General features: G+C 70.3%; 19 protein-coding genes and 2 pseudogenes. 4 read left to right on the forward strand and 17 right to left on the reverse strand.

Translation table 11 applies throughout. The annotated features are described in order from the left end of the window. Nucleotides 1-23: 23 nt before the first annotated feature. The gene (locus ACN20G_RS33435) at nt 24-188 is read left to right on the forward strand and encodes a hypothetical protein (protein ID WP_424216999.1); all 165 of its coding nucleotides are present in this window, start codon (nt 24-26) and stop codon (nt 186-188) included. A gap of 16 nt (nt 189-204) precedes the next feature. On the opposite strand, the gene ACN20G_RS33440 is transcribed toward ACN20G_RS33435, so the two are convergent. The 10 genes from ACN20G_RS33440 to ACN20G_RS33485 form a co-directional block, all read right to left on the reverse strand. Beyond that, nucleotides 205-630 (reverse strand): hypothetical protein, encoded by a 426-nt coding sequence (locus ACN20G_RS33440; RefSeq protein ID WP_424217000.1) that lies wholly within the window; start codon nt 628-630, stop codon nt 205-207. Beyond that, a complete protein-coding gene (locus ACN20G_RS33445) occupies nt 627-866 on the reverse strand; it encodes a hypothetical protein (RefSeq protein WP_424217001.1) in 240 nt (79 codons plus the stop codon). Before ACN20G_RS33445 ends, ACN20G_RS33440 begins: the two co-directional genes overlap by 4 nt. Further along, nucleotides 863-1,270: an HK97 gp10 family phage protein gene (locus ACN20G_RS33450; RefSeq protein ID WP_424217002.1), complete on the reverse strand. Its 408-nt coding sequence runs from the start codon at nt 1,268-1,270 to the stop codon at nt 863-865. Before ACN20G_RS33450 ends, ACN20G_RS33445 begins: the two co-directional genes overlap by 4 nt. Further along, nucleotides 1,267-1,686, reverse strand: coding sequence for a DUF6093 family protein (locus ACN20G_RS33455; protein ID WP_424217003.1), 420 nt, complete (start codon nt 1,684-1,686; stop codon nt 1,267-1,269). Before ACN20G_RS33455 ends, ACN20G_RS33450 begins: the two co-directional genes overlap by 4 nt. Further along, the gene (locus ACN20G_RS33460) at nt 1,679-1,987 is read right to left on the reverse strand and encodes a hypothetical protein (protein WP_424217004.1); all 309 of its coding nucleotides are present in this window, start codon (nt 1,985-1,987) and stop codon (nt 1,679-1,681) included. The genes ACN20G_RS33455 and ACN20G_RS33460 overlap by 8 nt, the downstream gene beginning before the upstream one ends. Before the next feature lie 913 nt (nt 1,988-2,900). Next, nucleotides 2,901-3,224 (reverse strand): hypothetical protein, encoded by a 324-nt coding sequence (locus tag ACN20G_RS33465; RefSeq protein WP_424217005.1) that lies wholly within the window; start codon nt 3,222-3,224, stop codon nt 2,901-2,903. A 56-nt stretch (nt 3,225-3,280) separates the two neighbouring features. Further along, entirely contained in the window at nt 3,281-3,469 is a 189-nt protein-coding gene (locus ACN20G_RS33470) for a hypothetical protein (protein WP_424217006.1), read from the reverse strand. Further along, nucleotides 3,466-4,515: a major capsid protein gene (locus tag ACN20G_RS33475; RefSeq protein WP_424217007.1), complete on the reverse strand. Its 1,050-nt coding sequence runs from the start codon at nt 4,513-4,515 to the stop codon at nt 3,466-3,468. The genes ACN20G_RS33470 and ACN20G_RS33475 overlap by 4 nt, the downstream gene beginning before the upstream one ends. 1 nt (nt 4,516) lies before the next feature. Further along, nucleotides 4,517-4,993, reverse strand: a complete 477-nt coding sequence (locus ACN20G_RS33480) for a head decoration protein (protein ID WP_424217008.1) — start codon at nt 4,991-4,993, stop codon at nt 4,517-4,519. 25 nt (nt 4,994-5,018) lie between these two features. Further along, the gene (locus ACN20G_RS33485; protein WP_424217009.1) at nt 5,019-5,693 is read right to left on the reverse strand and encodes a hypothetical protein; all 675 of its coding nucleotides are present in this window, start codon (nt 5,691-5,693) and stop codon (nt 5,019-5,021) included. A gap of 113 nt (nt 5,694-5,806) precedes the next feature. Here ACN20G_RS33485 and ACN20G_RS33490 point away from each other — a divergent pair, with 113 nt between their 5' ends. Beyond that, entirely contained in the window at nt 5,807-6,304 is a 498-nt protein-coding gene (locus ACN20G_RS33490) for a hypothetical protein (protein WP_424217010.1), read from the forward strand. Here the strand turns inward: ACN20G_RS33490 and ACN20G_RS33495 are convergent. The 4 genes and pseudogenes from ACN20G_RS33495 to ACN20G_RS33510 form a co-directional block, all read right to left on the reverse strand. After that, nucleotides 6,261-7,877 carry a hypothetical protein gene (locus tag ACN20G_RS33495; RefSeq protein ID WP_424217011.1) on the reverse strand — a complete coding sequence of 539 codons (1,617 nt, stop codon included), beginning with the start codon at nt 7,875-7,877 and terminating at the stop codon, nt 6,261-6,263. The genes ACN20G_RS33490 and ACN20G_RS33495 overlap by 44 nt on opposite strands. A gap of 54 nt (nt 7,878-7,931) precedes the next feature. Beyond that, complete coding sequence (locus ACN20G_RS33500) at nt 7,932-8,657, reverse strand: hypothetical protein (RefSeq protein ID WP_424217012.1); 726 nt, start codon at nt 8,655-8,657, stop codon at nt 7,932-7,934. 104 nt (nt 8,658-8,761) lie between these two features. Continuing rightward, nucleotides 8,762-9,466, reverse strand: a pseudogene (locus ACN20G_RS33505) (terminase large subunit domain-containing protein); the annotation flags it as partial. After that, nucleotides 9,453-10,004 (reverse strand): hypothetical protein, encoded by a 552-nt coding sequence (locus tag ACN20G_RS33510; protein WP_424217013.1) that lies wholly within the window; start codon nt 10,002-10,004, stop codon nt 9,453-9,455. The gene ACN20G_RS33510 and the pseudogene ACN20G_RS33505, both read right to left, overlap by 14 nt. A 208-nt stretch (nt 10,005-10,212) precedes the next feature. Here ACN20G_RS33510 and ACN20G_RS33515 point away from each other — a divergent pair, with 208 nt between their 5' ends. Beyond that, nucleotides 10,213-10,686, forward strand: coding sequence for a HalD/BesD family halogenase (locus ACN20G_RS33515; RefSeq protein WP_424217014.1), 474 nt, complete (start codon nt 10,213-10,215; stop codon nt 10,684-10,686). Between the two features lie 56 nt (nt 10,687-10,742). Next, nucleotides 10,743-11,674: pseudogene (locus tag ACN20G_RS33520) on the forward strand (IS5 family transposase). Nucleotides 11,675-11,689: 15 nt separating this feature from the next. Here ACN20G_RS33520 and ACN20G_RS33525 read toward each other — a convergent pair. From ACN20G_RS33525 to ACN20G_RS33535, 3 genes are read right to left on the reverse strand one after another with little or no spacing between them, the layout of a single operon-like run. Further along, a complete protein-coding gene (locus ACN20G_RS33525) occupies nt 11,690-12,193 on the reverse strand; it encodes a hypothetical protein (protein ID WP_424217015.1) in 504 nt (167 codons plus the stop codon). Nucleotides 12,194-12,230: 37 nt separating this feature from the next. Continuing rightward, entirely contained in the window at nt 12,231-13,679 is a 1,449-nt protein-coding gene (locus ACN20G_RS33530; RefSeq protein WP_424217016.1) for a ParB N-terminal domain-containing protein, read from the reverse strand. Next, complete coding sequence (locus ACN20G_RS33535) at nt 13,672-14,346, reverse strand: ParB/RepB/Spo0J family partition protein (protein ID WP_424217017.1); 675 nt, start codon at nt 14,344-14,346, stop codon at nt 13,672-13,674. The genes ACN20G_RS33530 and ACN20G_RS33535 overlap by 8 nt, the downstream gene beginning before the upstream one ends. Between the last annotated feature and the right edge of the window lie 158 nt (nt 14,347-14,504).

Genomic DNA, 14,504 nt, shown 5'->3' on the forward strand with positions numbered 1-14,504 from the left:
GGGCGGACGCCTACCCTGGGCGCATGCCGACGAACGAGCATGAGCACGAGGAGCAGGGCCCGCACGTCGTCACGGGCGCGCCCACCCCGGACGCGGACGCCGCCGACGAGACCGCTTCCGGCACGGTGCGAGAGGTCGCCGAGCAGCAGGCGAAGAAGTGGGCCGAACTCCTGGAACGCCTGGCCTGACCTGGGCCCGCGCACGTCAGCCCGCTGTGACCTTGAACCGGTACCGGTGGACGAGGGTCACGAGCCCGGTGTCGGCGTCCCCCAGATCCTCGGCGACGGGCTCCCGCGCCCACACCCGAGCCCCCGCCGGGGTCAGCGGGTACGCCCACCGGCCGGCGGCGTCCCTGTCGAGGACGGCCGCGCGGGTGCGGTCGGCCGCCCACTCCGCCTGATCCGTACGGCCCGCGACGATCGTGACCTGGTACTCCCACGACGCGTCCTCCCCACGGTCCGTGAGCGGTGCTCCCTCCGTCGTGCCGCCGAGGGGGTACAGCACCAGGTAGGGGAGGGGCGCGGGGCGGCCGTCCGTGCCGGTCGGTAGGACCCCGACGCCAACTGGGCGGCCGACGCCGGCGGCGAGGAGGTCCCGGATCGCGGCCGTCACCGGCGCGCGGGAGATCACTCCTCACCCCCGGCGAAGTAGGCGCCGGCGGGGCCCTCGACGGACAGCATCCCGTAGCGCAGGAAGCCGAGGGCGTCCCAATCAGGCAGGCCCGGCGTGGTGACCACCGTCAAGGTCCGCTCCCCGTCTTCGTCCAGGGCCTCGGCAACGATCACGGCACGGGCGAGGAGCCCGCGCCCGTTCACGGCCAGCACCTCGGACAGGGCGCCGTCGATGTCCTCGGACAGGGTGCTCACAGGGCGTCCTCCAGGGCTCGGGCGAGGAGCCGGGCGACGGCCGGGCCGGTGGCCCGCAGCGCCGGCCCGACGTGCGGGAACGGCGGCTGGGCGTAGCGGCGGCCGAGGCTGTCGGTGCCGACGAACCCGTACTCCAGGCGGCGGGCCTGCGGCGCGTTGCTGCCGATCTGCGCGGTGGTGACGTCGCCGCTCCCGGTGATCTCGGATTGCCATGACGCCCGGTAGGCGCCCGTGATCACCCGGGGCCCGGGCCGACCGGACGCGTGCTGCCGGATCGACGCCACCAAGAGCGCCGCCCCGACCCGGGCCGCGGCCTGGGACCCGGAGCGGACGGCGAGGCCACCCGCGTCGAAGGCAGCGGCCACCTGCACCGGATGGTTGAACGTCCCCCCGCGCTTACTCACGGCGCCCCCGTTCGGTCACGTTGCTCCAGCCACACGAGCCGTACGACGGGCAGGGATGACACCTCGCCGAGGCTCACCACGTCGTACTCCCGGCCTCGGGCCTGCGCGTCGCGGGCCTCCAGCACAACCACCCGGTCCCCGCGTTGCACCTCGGCGGCCTTGAGCGGCAGCAGCAGCCGGTACCGGTCCCGGCTCTCGGCCGGGGCCACCCCGTCCGCTTGGGAGGCCGTCTTGTCTTGCTGCGGGTACAGGCCGCCGGTGCCCAGGTACAGCACCCGGGGAGCAGGCGCGACCACCTCACCGGTGGCCGGGTCGAGGGTGCCAGGCATGGGCCGGGTCACGGCCACGGTGTCGGGCATCAGGTGTCGCTCGATGAACCGGCCGACCACGGTGGACGTGGTCTGCTGCTCACTCACCGGCCGCCGCCCACTCCCGCAGCGTGGCCAGGACGGCCCGGGTCAGTTCTCCGGGCCGGCCGTCCAGGTCAGTGCGGGCGAGAGCCGCCCGGTGCAGCATCTCGGGATTCGTCTCGGCCAGGAAGTCGGCGACGGCGCCGTGCGGGTCTTCGACCTGCACCGTGACCGAGGACAGGCCCTCGAACTCGACGCCGGCGCCGCCCGGCGCCGCGAGCAGCGTGACCTGCGCGGGTTCACCGGGCACCTGGGTCACCTGGTAGCCGGTGACGGCGGACGATAGGTCCCGGCCGTCGACCTCCACGGTCGCGTGGTCTCCGGTAGCGGATGCGCGGATATGTACTCGCAGGTCAGAAGGCGTTTTTCCCATGGTTGGAGCGTAAGCGTACTCACAGGGAAGATCGATTGTGAATATTTTGGATATCCATGCGGTGAGGGCCTTGGTGATCTACCCTTCTCGCTTAGGAGGCGAGATGTTGGGAATGGAAGCGTCAATAGGTGCACGAGCTGGTGCCCAGCTAATTCAAAGCCTTGTTGGAAAGCTTGCGAGTAAGGCGGCGGTTGTTCCGGGGTGGCCCAACTTCCACGGGGCGCTGTTGGAGCTCCATGAGTTGTTAAGGGAATGGGAAGAGGCTGCCACTAATACGTACTTATTGGCGTTTGGGCGGAGTGGAGTCGATCCTGATCGAGTGCCGGAGCTCTTGGAGCGAATTAACGTTCAGACGGGCTGGTTTGGAGGGAGTTTCCTGAAGCGGCACAGGGCGGAAATAGACCGGATTCTTAATCCCAAGCCCCCTGTTCTGCAGCGGCTTGCTGGACGCAAAGGGCGAGTTGCGGCGCGTAGGACAATGCGAAATTTGATGCGAATTTACTGTCCGGCCGACTTGGAGTTTTTGGATGCTGTGATCTATGCAAGATCCTCTTGGGTTGAGATGTACGGAAAGGGAGTTCTTGGTCGAATCCGGCGGGGGGATGTCTCGGAAGATTCCATTGTTGCGAGTCTTGCCTTGCAGACTGCCGAAGATGTCCGTACTGCTCGTGAACAGCTCGCAGCTCTGATCGTTCACCTCTATCCGTTGGGTGGGAGAAGTGGGTCAGAGTAGGTGAAGCTGTCCCGCGAACTGCCGTAGCGTTGAACACATCAACCATCCACGCTTGCTGGCTGCATTGTGGATGACGTGCCCTGACCCGTGGAACCGGTCGGGGCACGTCTGTTTTCAGCGGCGGGCCCGCGCCACTAGCGGGACGACGGACAGCACGTCCACGGCCGCCTCCGCATCGTCCGGGGCCCGCCCATCCACGTCCCGGACCTGAGCGAGCCGGCGTTCGAGCGCGGCGAGGTTCCCGGCCTGGTCGATTGTTGCGACCCCGTTGACGGTCACCCGCAGCGGTTCGGCCAGCAGCACTGCGATCCGTTCGGACAGCACCTCGTCGGCCACGGCCCGCGCGGACCTCAGCCGCTCGTACCGGGTCACCAGGTCGGCGGTGTCCGTGTCCGGCCCGAGCTGGGCCAGCAGCCACCGCAGGACAGCCGGATCCATCGTCACCTCCAAGACGAGGTCGGGCGCCACCACGACGGGGGCGCCCGGCCTCGGGGTCAGCCGGGCTTCCGCTTCACGGCCGGGGCCGGGGCGGTCTGCCAGCAGTTCAGGTTGGTGATCTGCTCGGCCACGGCCGGGTCGAACACCCCCGTGCCGGCCGTCAGCACCACCGGCACCCGCTCGACCGGGTCAAGGACGTGGACCGTCGCGGCGAGCACCCCGAGCGCCTTCACGGCCGCGCTCACAGGACCGTCGCCGTGATATGGCAGTCCGGCGCGGCCAGCACCGGCATCGCAGCGGCGGCGCCCTTGGTCCAGATCTGCACCGGGTCGTCCTGGGCGTCGCGGGTGATCACGATGCCGGGGGCGTCCTCACGCTCGATCTGCGCGCCCGCGCCCCGGGACAGGGCCAGGGACTCGGCGGTCGTGCCGTACTGCGTCTGGCCCCACTTCGCACGGTCGGGAGGCAGCAGAATCCACTTGTCCTCGGGCAGCACCCGCTTGGACACGTCGTTCTGCCACACCTGCGCCTTGTACAGGGTGATCGGCGGCAGCCCGTAGATCCCGCGCACGCTGTTGACCTGCTCGGGGGAGAGCGCCGACGTAGGGGTCTGCGTGCCGACGGCCGTCCCGTAGTACGCCGCCCGGTACGAGGCGTTCCCCGCGAGGTGGGACGCGGCCTTCCGTGAGGTGATCACCAGCTCGGGCGCCGGCGCGCCGATCGAGTCGAGGTAGTCGATCCACCGCAGCTCGTCCGCGAGCGGGTCCGCGTCCGGCGCCGACCACGGCTTCGGCGCGGTCGGCATGTTCGCCGCCGGCACCCCGTAGTCGACCTCCGTCGTCAGGCCGTTCTCCCCGAGCAGGGAGAACTTGCCGTCCACGAGGACGTCACCGGCGGCGAGTTCGAGACGGGAGCGGATCGCCTCGACGTGCCGTTCCACGTCGTCGTACAGCAGCTCCACAAGCTGGTCCTCGTCCGCGCCGCGCGCCGCGTCGAGGAGGAGCTGTTCCAGCTCGCCGACGAGGAGCTTCTGGCCGAGGCCCGGCAGGGTGCCCTCGGTGATGGTCTGCTCCGCCTGGCGGCGGGCGATCGGCACCGACGCGTCGTAGGCCCGGTACGAGGCGACGTTCACGCGCCGCTTCGTGTTCCGGATCCGCCACTTCACGTCGCGGATCCGCTGCTCGGCGAACACGTCCTGGGTGAGGAGGAAGTCGGCGGGGGAGGGGATCGACCGGGCATACACGGTCAGGTCGGCGGCGGACACGCCCTTGAGGAGGTCAGCGATCGACATGTCAGCCCACCTCCACGAACCGCAGCTGCGCCCCGGCCGGGGACGCGACGACCTTGGTCAGGTCGATGCCGCCCGGCACCCGGGACGGGATCACGACCCCGTGCCACAGCAGCGCCGCCGGGACCTTGCTCTGGCCGGGCACGAACGCGGCCTCCGAGAAGACCACGCCGGCGAGGGTCTGGCGGCCGTCGGTGGCGGCCGGGTCATAGGCCCCGTACAGGCCGGACGCGGTGATCCGACCGACCGGAACACCGGAACGGACGTAGCCGTGCGGGCCTGCGGCCGTCGGCTCCACGTAGTGGGTGTTCTTCGTCAGCTTGCCCAGGTCGACGGTGATCGTGTCGATGGAGTCGGTACCGTGCCGGGCACCGAGCCAGGTCCGGTCGCCCGTCAGGGTCGTGGTGGTCGTGGACGGAGGGATCACTCCGCTGCTCTCCTTCTGGAGGGGTTCGCCGGGCCGGTCGGCTGCGGCGTCCACGAAGCGGGGCGTGGTCCCCAACCAGTCAGCCGGTACCGGTGATCAGGCCGCGGCGACGGGCCATGTCCAGACCGGCCGCACCGGGACGCGGGGCCTGCCCGCCAGGGCGCGTCGGCGGCCCCGACACCGGGCCCCCGGCCGGCGCCGGCGGGACGGCGGCGGGCGCGGTGTGGAACAGCTCCGGGCGCCGGGCCTTGAGGTCGGTCACGGCCTCGGCGAGCGTGGTCTCGTCGGCGTCGTCGGGGACCCGAAGCAGGGCCTCGGCGTCGGCCAGGTCGTCACCGGCCGCGCCCACGCCCGCGAGCGCGGCCCGCCGGGCGGCCTGCCGCTCTCGGGCCACGGCGGCGGCCTCGCGGCGGGCGGCGGCCGACTCGCGATCTGCGAGCTGCTGCTCCCGCCGCTCCACCTCCGACAGCCGCGACGCCTCCGCGTCCCGCTGCCCCGTGATCCACTGCTCCAGTTCGGCCGCCGACCCGAACCCGAGCCGCTCCACCAGGGCCTTGGAGCCGGCGCGGGCTCCCTGGTCCTTCTCGCGGGTCATCATCTGCTGCAACCGGGCCTGCCCGATCGTCACCTGCGGCTCGGCCGCGTCGTCGTTGGACGGGTCCTCGGACGACGCGCCGAGCACGGGGAAGATCGGCCGGCCGTCGCGGCGGTGACCCAGCACGGTCGACGGGGCGGGAAGCAGGTGGCGGGGCATGACGGTAGGACTCCTCGCGAGCCCCGCGCCCACGCCACCGAGTCTACGGAGCCCCGGCCGACGCCCCATCACACCCATGACAAGATCACCGGGAAACGCCAGAGGGGGGACCTGTGGAAGAACTGAGGAAGGCGCGGTTGAAGAGCCGCGCCGTGGGCCGTGCGCTCATCTTGGGTGTGGCCGTCACCGTGCTGGGCGCCGTTGCGGCGGTGTGGCGCCCGTGGGTGGATCGCACCCCGTTCACCGCCGAAATCGTCAGCGTTCAGAAGGCCGAGGTCACCGACCCCGGACTCGTAGTAGGAGGCTGCCTCGCAAGATGGAGCGCCGATTACAACGAGGTCATCTTCGACGAAGACGGTACAGAACTCGGCAGAGCTCCCGCCGCCAGGGAAGGGACGGTCCTGGGGCCCGAGTTCGGCGACCGCATGGGCGACTGCATGTTCGTGACCCGCGTCGAAGGCATACCCGGCGGTCACGGAACCTACTTCACCCAATGGGCCGGAGGCGACAAGCACGAGATCTCGGAGGAAGACCTTCGAGCACCCGCCAAGGTCCAGCAAGAGCAGTTCAAGACGACTCGCTGGGAGGACCTTCCGGACCCGGCCGAGTAGCGGCCGGGTCCGGCTGTCCGCTGTCGACGCGGCCGAGTTCGGCCGCCACATCCTCGACCGGGTACCCGGCCACCTGGAGCATCCGCACACCGGTCTCCCGCGACAACAGCCCCGCCGTCACTGCCCGCACGACTTCGTCGAGGACCTCACTGCGGTCCACGGGGGTGTGGGGGCCGAACACCAGCCGGGCGGGCACGGACGGGCCCGCTGGCCAGCCCTCGGCCTGCCCGGCCTGGTGCAGGCGCTGCACCATCTTCAGCAGCAGCGCGTACTTGTGGGCGCGGGCCAGCCGCATCGACCCCACCAGGGCATCCAGCGGCCCCATGGACAGCTCCAGCGCGTACCCGCTCGGCACCCGCGTCGGGTCCGCCGTCCCCAACGCGACCGCCGGAAGCCGGGCGTTCGTCGCCGCCCGGTCCCGGATCTCCTCCACCCGGGCCCGCAACTCGGCCAGTTGCCCGGAGGTGTCCACCACGTCCAGGCGCCCGGACTCCCCGAGCTGGAACACCGCCCCCGGCACCACCGCCAACGGGCGCGGCCGACCCGTCACCCGATCGACCTCCGTCCGCACCCCTGACAGGCCGAGGATCGGCGAGCCCGTCGTAGCGGACGCGCGCGCCGAGTCCGTGTCCGTCTCCGCGAGCTCGTCCAACGCCTGCATCACCGGCGCCAACGCCGACCGGCCGAAGTGCTCCCCGTCGTCCACGCTGTTGGTGACGTGGACGAGGGGCACGAAGTCGATCCGGAGATCCAGCCGATCCAGAATCGTCCCGTCCTGCCGTGCGCGGACCCTGGCCCGGTCCAGCGGCAACGCGTCGACGGTCTGGCCCATCCGCAGGTCGGCCAAGTCCCATTCCGCGTCCGTCAGGTAGCAGGTGACGGCCGATGGCCTCTCCGACCAGGGATGGACCCGCCCCGTCTCCGGCTCGGGGAGCGGGCCCAGCTCGTAGGTGATCCGCCGCACCCGCGCCCCCAGCCCGCGTTCCGGGTCCTCGGGCAGTTCCCACGCCAGGTGCACACGGGTCGGGTAGTCCCCAGGGTCGCCGTCGTCGGCGAGGACCGGAAAGTAGAAGCCGGGGTCCACGGTCCGCAGCCGCACCCGGCCCCGCTCCGGGTCCCACGCCAGCAGGTACACCGCGTCCCCCAGCAACACGGCCTTCCGCTCGGCGGCCTGGAGCCGCAGCGGGAACAGCTCGGCCTCCGCCCACGCCCGCAAACGGTCCTGAACCTCGACCGCCCCCGGCACCGCGTCGTCACCGTCGGCCTCGGACACCTCGATCTGCTGGCTTCGGCCCAGCAGGTGTGCGGTCGTGGTGGTCACTAGCACGGCGGCGTCCCCGTACTCCCGCCGCTCCCGCCCCGCCTCGATGCCCGCAAGGGCCGCGAGCTCCCCGGCCTGGTTGGAGTCGTAGGCGGCGAGGACCTTGTACGCCGCGAGGCGCCGCGCGTCCTCCGCCGGCACCCAGCCCTGCCCGGGCCCCGGCCCCAACGAACGGTGCGGGAGACCGGACGGCCCGGCCATGATCGGCTTGTAGTTCAGCCACGACCAGGCATCCGACACGAACTGGCGCACACCCACTGTGCTGCTCCCAACCCCCACGCCGTCACCAGCCTAGGAGACCGGGCCCTACCGCCGACCCCCGAGGCGGCCGTCCGAGTACCCGTCGCTCCCCAAGGCGGCGCTTCCGCCGGCGAGGTGGGTGAGGGCGTGCACGGCCGCGTCCATCCGGTCCGGCGAGCCCATGCCCGCGACCCACGTCACCATCTGCTGCTCCAAGGTCCGCCACTCGCCTACGTGATGAACACGTCCCTGCTCGTACAGCTGCGCCACCGGCTCGGCCCGGAGACGTTTCCCGACCTTCGCCGTGACCGAGGTGACCGCCGGGGTCAGCATGCCGTTCGTCTCACGGCTGTCGGCGAGGTCGTTCCACGCCTGCCTGACGACCTGCTTGGTCATGTCGCCCCCGTAGTTGCTCTCCACCACGATCGCGTCGGCGCGAAGCTCCACAGCGAGCCGGCACGCCTCCCGACCCCAGGCGTCCGCACTAAGCCTCCCGGACCGGTCGTCCAGCACGTACAGGTGCCCGTTCGCGCCCTGCCCGGCCGCGATGATGCCCGTCTCGTCGCCGACTGCGGACTCCCCGCCCGCCGGGTCGACCGCGACGACGACCCGGACCAGGTCCACGCCCCGGAACGAGGCCGGGGAACAGCGGTTCGCGGTGATCCAGTCCCACTGCCACACGCCGCCGTCCTGCGGGCGCGGCTGCTGCTGGTACAGCGACCACCACACCCGCTCGCCCACCGACGCCCGGATCTCCCCGAGCGCGGCGGCGTCGTACCGCTCCGGCCACAAGGGCCCCCGACCGCCCGGCCCAACGCGTCCGACTCGGCCATCGCGAGGGCAGGCAGGTCGATGACGGTCCACCGGTGTCGTTCCTCCGCCAGCACGCGGCCGGCGAGGTCGTCCTCGTCCCAGCGGGTCTGGATCAAGATCACCGACCCGCCAGGTTCGATACGGGTCAGAAGGACTGCCTGCCACCACTCCCACAGCCGGCGCCGCATGGTGGGGGAGGAGGCTTCGGCTGCGTCCTTGATCGGGTCGTCCACGACAGCCAGGTGCGCGCCCTTGCCGGTGAGGCCACCGCCGACACCGGCCATGACCGCCCCGCCCTCCGCGTTCGCGAGGTCGAACCGGTTCGCCGCCGAACTGCCCGCCCTCATCGCGATCCCGAGCTGGGGCCCGTAGGTGAGGATCGAGTCCCGGATCCACCGACCGTGGTCGTCGGCCAGATCGGAGGAGTAGGAGGCGATCATCACCCGGTGTTCGGGCCGGCGCCGCAGGTACCACAGAGGTGCCCACCGGGCCGCCCGCCGAGACTTCCCGTGCCGGGGCGGCATCGTCAGCAGCAGGCGCGTCGGCCGGCCCGCCGCGACCTGCTCGAAGGCCCGGTCGATCAGCCCCAGGTGCGGGGCCTGCATCTCCTTCCCGTCGGTGAGGACGGCCGCCATCGCCCCGGGCGAGCGGTCCATGGCCATCTCCCGCTCGACCTGCACGAGGCGGGCCCGGAGGGTAGGGGTCGAGGCTGCGGCAACCTCCCGCCGGCGCGCCGCGGGAAGCCCGCGGTACGCCCGGAGGACCGCAGCCTCCTCAACCCTGGCCATCCCCGGCCGCCGGGTCCCCGGCGAGCCCGATCAGCCGTTCCAGCTCAGCGAGTCCGGGAGCCTCGACCTGCACGGCGCCGCCGTCCGCGCCCGTGATCTCCGTCCGCACCGGCAGGTTGAGTCCGAGCAGGTGGTTGGTGCGCTCGATGATCCGCACGGCCCGGTCCACGGCCTGTAGAGACCCGTCCCGCACGGCCGCGCGGTACACGGAGAAGAACAGCCGCTCCAGCCGCTCGGCCTGCACCGCCCGCAGCTCGTCCGTCGCGCTGTTCAACGCGGTCGAGCGTTCCGCGAGGGCCTTCGACACGTCCTTGCACGCCAGCTCGATCAGCCGCCCGTCCGTGGGCGGCTCCCCGCCACGCCGGTACACCTCGATGCCGTACCCCTGCGGGTAGGCGACACCATCGGAGTTCACGGCCGGGTCAGCGGCGAGCTTCCGGGCGATCGTCAGCCAGTCGACACCGGCCAGCTTCAAGTCGATGGCGTCGGCGCGGCGCTGGGTGATCGCCGCCCTCGCGGCCCGGGTGGGGCGGCCCATGGCTCTCCTGGGACCCGCACCCCACCTCCCCATGATCCCGTACCGGCCGGGCCGCCCGAACACGCCGATGCCGGCCACGGAACCCGTGACCGGCATCGGCGCCTCGACCGGCGCCCTAGGACCTGTCCGGGCGATCACTGAGGTGACTGCGCTCAACACCCGTGAATCTCGTTGTTGAAGGTCTCACCGAGTGAGGTAGAAGGGCGGCATGGATACCGCCGTACTTGAGCAGATGCTGGACGAGACCTTCGATCACGCTGTCGTGCACCACGGATACACCAACTACATGCGCGACTACGAGGTCATCGTCTACGCGACGGCTGATCCCCGTACCGGCATCGCACCGTCCCACCTGCGGTATCTCTTCCGGTACTGCGTTGAGGCCCGGTGTGAGACGTCGGTGCCGGCGGAGACCTGGCGGGTCTCCTTGGATGACCGGCTCATCGACCATGAAACCGGTGTTGACCTCGACGGATACGTCTGGGGCGTGAAGTGGCACGACCTGTACCCGGGAGCCAAACTCCTTCCTGAGTCGGAGGCGACCCGCCGCTGGTCGAAGGCCGTTGGGATCGACTTTCACGAGGTGCGCATTGAAACCAACGCGCACAACGTGACCTTGCTCTTCTCGGACCTTCAGGTGAGCGAGGTCCCAGTCGGATACGCACCCTTCGTCACGGAGTAGGGATCAGGGTTCGTGTGATCTTGTGACTGCCGTCTGTCTGGGTCGTTCTTCCTGCCATGGGGCGGGGTGATCTGAGTGATGCCGAGTGGGAACGGCTGCGGCCGTTCCTGCCGGTCAGCAACAGGCGTTGTGGCCGGTGGCGGAATCATCGGCAGGTGATCGACGGGATTCTGCACCGGGTTCGAACCGGCGTGCAGTGGCGTGACTTGCCCGAACGGTTCGGGCCGTGGAAGACGGTCTATGAGCGCCACCGGTTGTGGTCGGCCGACGGAACGTGGGAGCGTCTGCTCCAGCAGGTCCAGGCTGAGGCCGATGCCGCAGGCGAGATCGGCTGGGACGTCTCCGTTGACTCCACCATCGTGCGGGCGCATCAGCATGCGGCTGGCGCCCGCACCGATCCGCCGCCGGCTAACGGGTCAAAGGGGGACGCGCCAGCAGAACACCAGGGCGAGACGCCGTGGCAGAGCCTCGCCGCCTGCCTGGTGGAGGTGGTGCGGGAGGTGAGGGTTTGGGCCGCTCGCGCGGCGGGTTCACGACCAAGCTCCACCTGAGCGCGGATGGCCGCTGCCGCCCGCTGTCTCTGATCGTCACGCCAGGGCAGCGGGCTGATTGCACGCAGTTCACGGCGGTTCTGGAGAAGATCCGGGTCCCGAGATTCGGGCCGGGCAGGCCCCGCAAGAAGCCCGACAGCGTCGCCGCCGACAAGGCATACAGCAACGGGCCCTGCCGCAAGTACCTGCGGCGCCGCGGCATCCGGCACACGATCCCGGAGAAGACCGACAGGCAGGCCGCCCGCCTGCGCAAGGGTTCACGCGGCGGGCGGCCACCCAGCTTCGACGAAAAGCGGTACAAGAAGCGCAACACCGTCGAGCGAGCCATCAACCGACTCAAGCAGCACCGGGCGGTGGCCACCCGCTACGACAAGCGCCGATACGTCTATCTCGGCACCGCCACCGCCGCAGCCCTCACCATCTGGCTCCGCACATGATCGGCCGGACAAGTCCTAGAGCAGCGGCATCTGCCCCCGCACCCGCCAGGCCCGCGCCCGGCCCGGCCGGTTGGGAATGCTCGACAACCCCCGCGCCCGGGCGAGGTGGTGGGCGAACTGCCAGTTCCGGCACGTCGCGAAGGCCGGGTCGCCGGCCCGGGGGTCGTCCTCGGGGATCGCGTCCGCTCCGAACCGGATCGGGCGGGCACCCCGCAGGGTCACGCGCAGGCCCAGCACCTCCAAGTCCGCGTGCTCCTCATCCGACGCCGCGGCCTCGAAGGCCAGATGGGCGTTGTCCGCCCACCGGCTCGTCACCCCGCACAGGTACCAGGCCAGCGGGGGACGTGCCTCGTCCAGCACGCCCCCCATGTGCTCCAGCTCGGGGGACACCAGCCGGCTGTAGGTCCCGTGCAGGGACCGGGCGCAGTGCCGCGTCAGGTCGACGCCCGTAACGTACTTGAGCCACAGGTACCGGTAACGCCCGCCGGTACTGTCGATTTCTATCTCGGGTGCTTTCATTTCCCCCTCCGGGGGTTAGGGAATTCATCCCCTAATTCTATTCAGTGGGGAAATTGGGCGCAAATTCCGCATCTCGAATTGCGCAGGCTTCCATCAGAGCGCGCACCAACGGCTTGTGTCGGTTGTGACGGTAGCCACCCGGGTACTCCATGTTGAACTCGCACTCCAACGCCGCGCGGCGCCGCTCCGGCGACAAGGCGCGCGGTCGACGGCACACCGCGTAGATGTTGCCCCCGGTCTCCGACCCCTTCACCTCCACCTCCCCGAAGAACCGCAACATCAGCTCCCGCAACGACGCCTTCGTGTGGTATCGCTGCATCGTCCACACGCCCTGCTGAAACGTCGCCGAGAAATTGTTCTCGTCCAGGAAATCCAGAGCACACCGATATTTCTGGGACGTCATCCGCGTCCGGTTCGGAGACTGCTTCTGCTGAACACTCCCCAGGCTCCGGGTCCCCGTGACGAACACGCCGTCCTCCGACAGCAGCGAGTTGCACGCCGTCAGCACGAACTCCTCGAACTCCAGCGACGTGATGCTGTTGATGACGGAGTCCAGCACCACCACGTCGTACAGGCCCCGCGCGGGAACATCCCGCTGCAAATCTCGGATCTGCGACACCGACGCCGCCACGTCCAGCGACCCGGCAGTCCCCCCGGTCCGCACGTGCGGCTCGTACCAGTGAGCGTCGTGCCCCTCCGCCCGCAGCCGCTTGATGTACGCGGCCTCACCGGCCCCGAAGTCCACGATCCGCACCGGCGTCGACAACGTCGCCAGCAGCGGCAACACGTGCCGCTCGTACGTGGACGACCGGTTCGAGGCGCCGTCCTCGCCCGCCAACCGGTGCATCTGGCACTTGTGCTGGTTGTACGCCTTGATGTCCACGCCCGAGTAGTCGTAGACCCCGTACTCCCCGTCCAGCCACTCGATCAGCTCGTCCGCTTCCTGCACCGACACCCGGTAAACCAGCAGCGGCACCCGCAGATCCCGGCACACCACCGCGTAGTCCTGGTTGAGGATCACCCGCCCGGCGTGATCCGCGACGATCGACCCCCACGCCCCGTACCGGGTGATCAACCGCCGGATCTCCGACTGCATCGCCACCCCCGCCCGGGCCCGCACCGAGATCAGGTCCGGCTCCAGCCACGACCACCCGTGCACGTCCTCCGGGCACGCCGGCACCCGCACCGTCGACGTGTCGGTCTCCACGCTGTTGTGCAGCAGGTTGAACCGGATCTCGTCGTGCAGCTTCACGTGCTGGTCCAGCACGATCGCCGGAACCTCCCGCACCCCCAGCGCCGCCAGCGACTTCGTCCGCTGGTGACCCGCGACCAGGACACCCGTCTTGTTCACGATGACCGGCTTCACACACCCAAACAGGTCCAGCGATCGCTGGAGCCGCGCGAACGCCTCCTCGGACAGGCGCCGCGGGTTGTAGTCCGCCGGCCGCAACCGGTCCAGCGGCATCGCCTCGCGAAACTCAGGCACCCGCCACCGCCGACCCGGCCGTACGGCCGCGACCGTCGAGCGCCCAGTGAGCGAACCCCGCGTCCGTCGAATGCCCGTCCACGTACGCGTTGTGTGCCGCGTTCAGCCGCTCGACCTCCTCCCGCGTCACCTGCACCCGGGTCGAACCCCACTGCACGTACCCCCACTGGAGGTAGTCGACCTCCACGTGATCACCCTCGGTGTCCCCGGTCTCCGTGGGCAGGGCCGACGGCAGCTCCACCCGGTCCAGGAGGTCGTCCAAGGCGTTCTGGTCGTAGCCGGTGCCCGCCAGGTCCGGGAGGTCACCAAGGATGTCCGCGAGCAGCAGGTGGTCGTACCCGGCCAGGTCCGACGTCCGGTTGTCGACCACGACGATCTTCGCCGCCGTGTCCTCGTCGACGTCCAACCACGTCACCGCGATCTCGTCCCACCCAAGCTCGCGCGCGGCCTTCGCCGTGTGGTTGCCCGCCAGGATCTCGGCCGGCCGGCCCGTCAAGCTGCCCCGGTTGACGACGATCGGCTTGTACTGCCCGTGCGTCGCCAAGGACTCCGTGATCGCGGCCAGATCCCCCGTACGGGGATTGCGGTGGTAGCCGATCAGGTCCGCCAACGGGACGGCAAGGCTTGCCAGCGACTCCGGGATGCGAGGAACAGGGGACGAGGGCACAGGGACTCCCAGCCCGCGCCCACGCTTCGACCCTAAGTGATTGGAGAGGCCGGCCCCCTGCTCGTTTCTTCCTCTGCCTATTACTCCATTCGCGGCGCTGCACTGGTGAGCGGGCGCGGCTAGGTATCGGAAGGTCATGTTCCGGCTGTGGTGAGGCT

Source organism: Streptomyces dryopteridis (genome assembly GCF_049606955.1).
Classification (GTDB): domain Bacteria; phylum Actinomycetota; class Actinomycetes; order Streptomycetales; family Streptomycetaceae; genus Streptomyces.

Coding starts and splice junctions, on each gene's coding strand:
- ACN20G_RS33435 (WP_424216999.1), top strand. CDS start 24: ATGCCGACGAACGAGCATGAGCACGAGGAGCAGGGCCCGCACGTCGTC.
- ACN20G_RS33465 (WP_424217005.1), bottom strand. CDS start 3,224: ATGGATCCGGCTGTCCTGCGGTGGCTGCTGGCCCAGCTCGGGCCGGAC.
- ACN20G_RS33475 (WP_424217007.1), bottom strand. CDS start 4,515: ATGTCGATCGCTGACCTCCTCAAGGGCGTGTCCGCCGCCGACCTGACC.
- ACN20G_RS33485 (WP_424217009.1), bottom strand. CDS start 5,693: ATGCCCCGCCACCTGCTTCCCGCCCCGTCGACCGTGCTGGGTCACCGC.
- ACN20G_RS33510 (WP_424217013.1), bottom strand. CDS start 10,004: ATGGGCCGCCCCACCCGGGCCGCGAGGGCGGCGATCACCCAGCGCCGC.
- ACN20G_RS33515 (WP_424217014.1), top strand. CDS start 10,213: ATGGATACCGCCGTACTTGAGCAGATGCTGGACGAGACCTTCGATCAC.
- ACN20G_RS33525 (WP_424217015.1), bottom strand. CDS start 12,193: ATGAAAGCACCCGAGATAGAAATCGACAGTACCGGCGGGCGTTACCGG.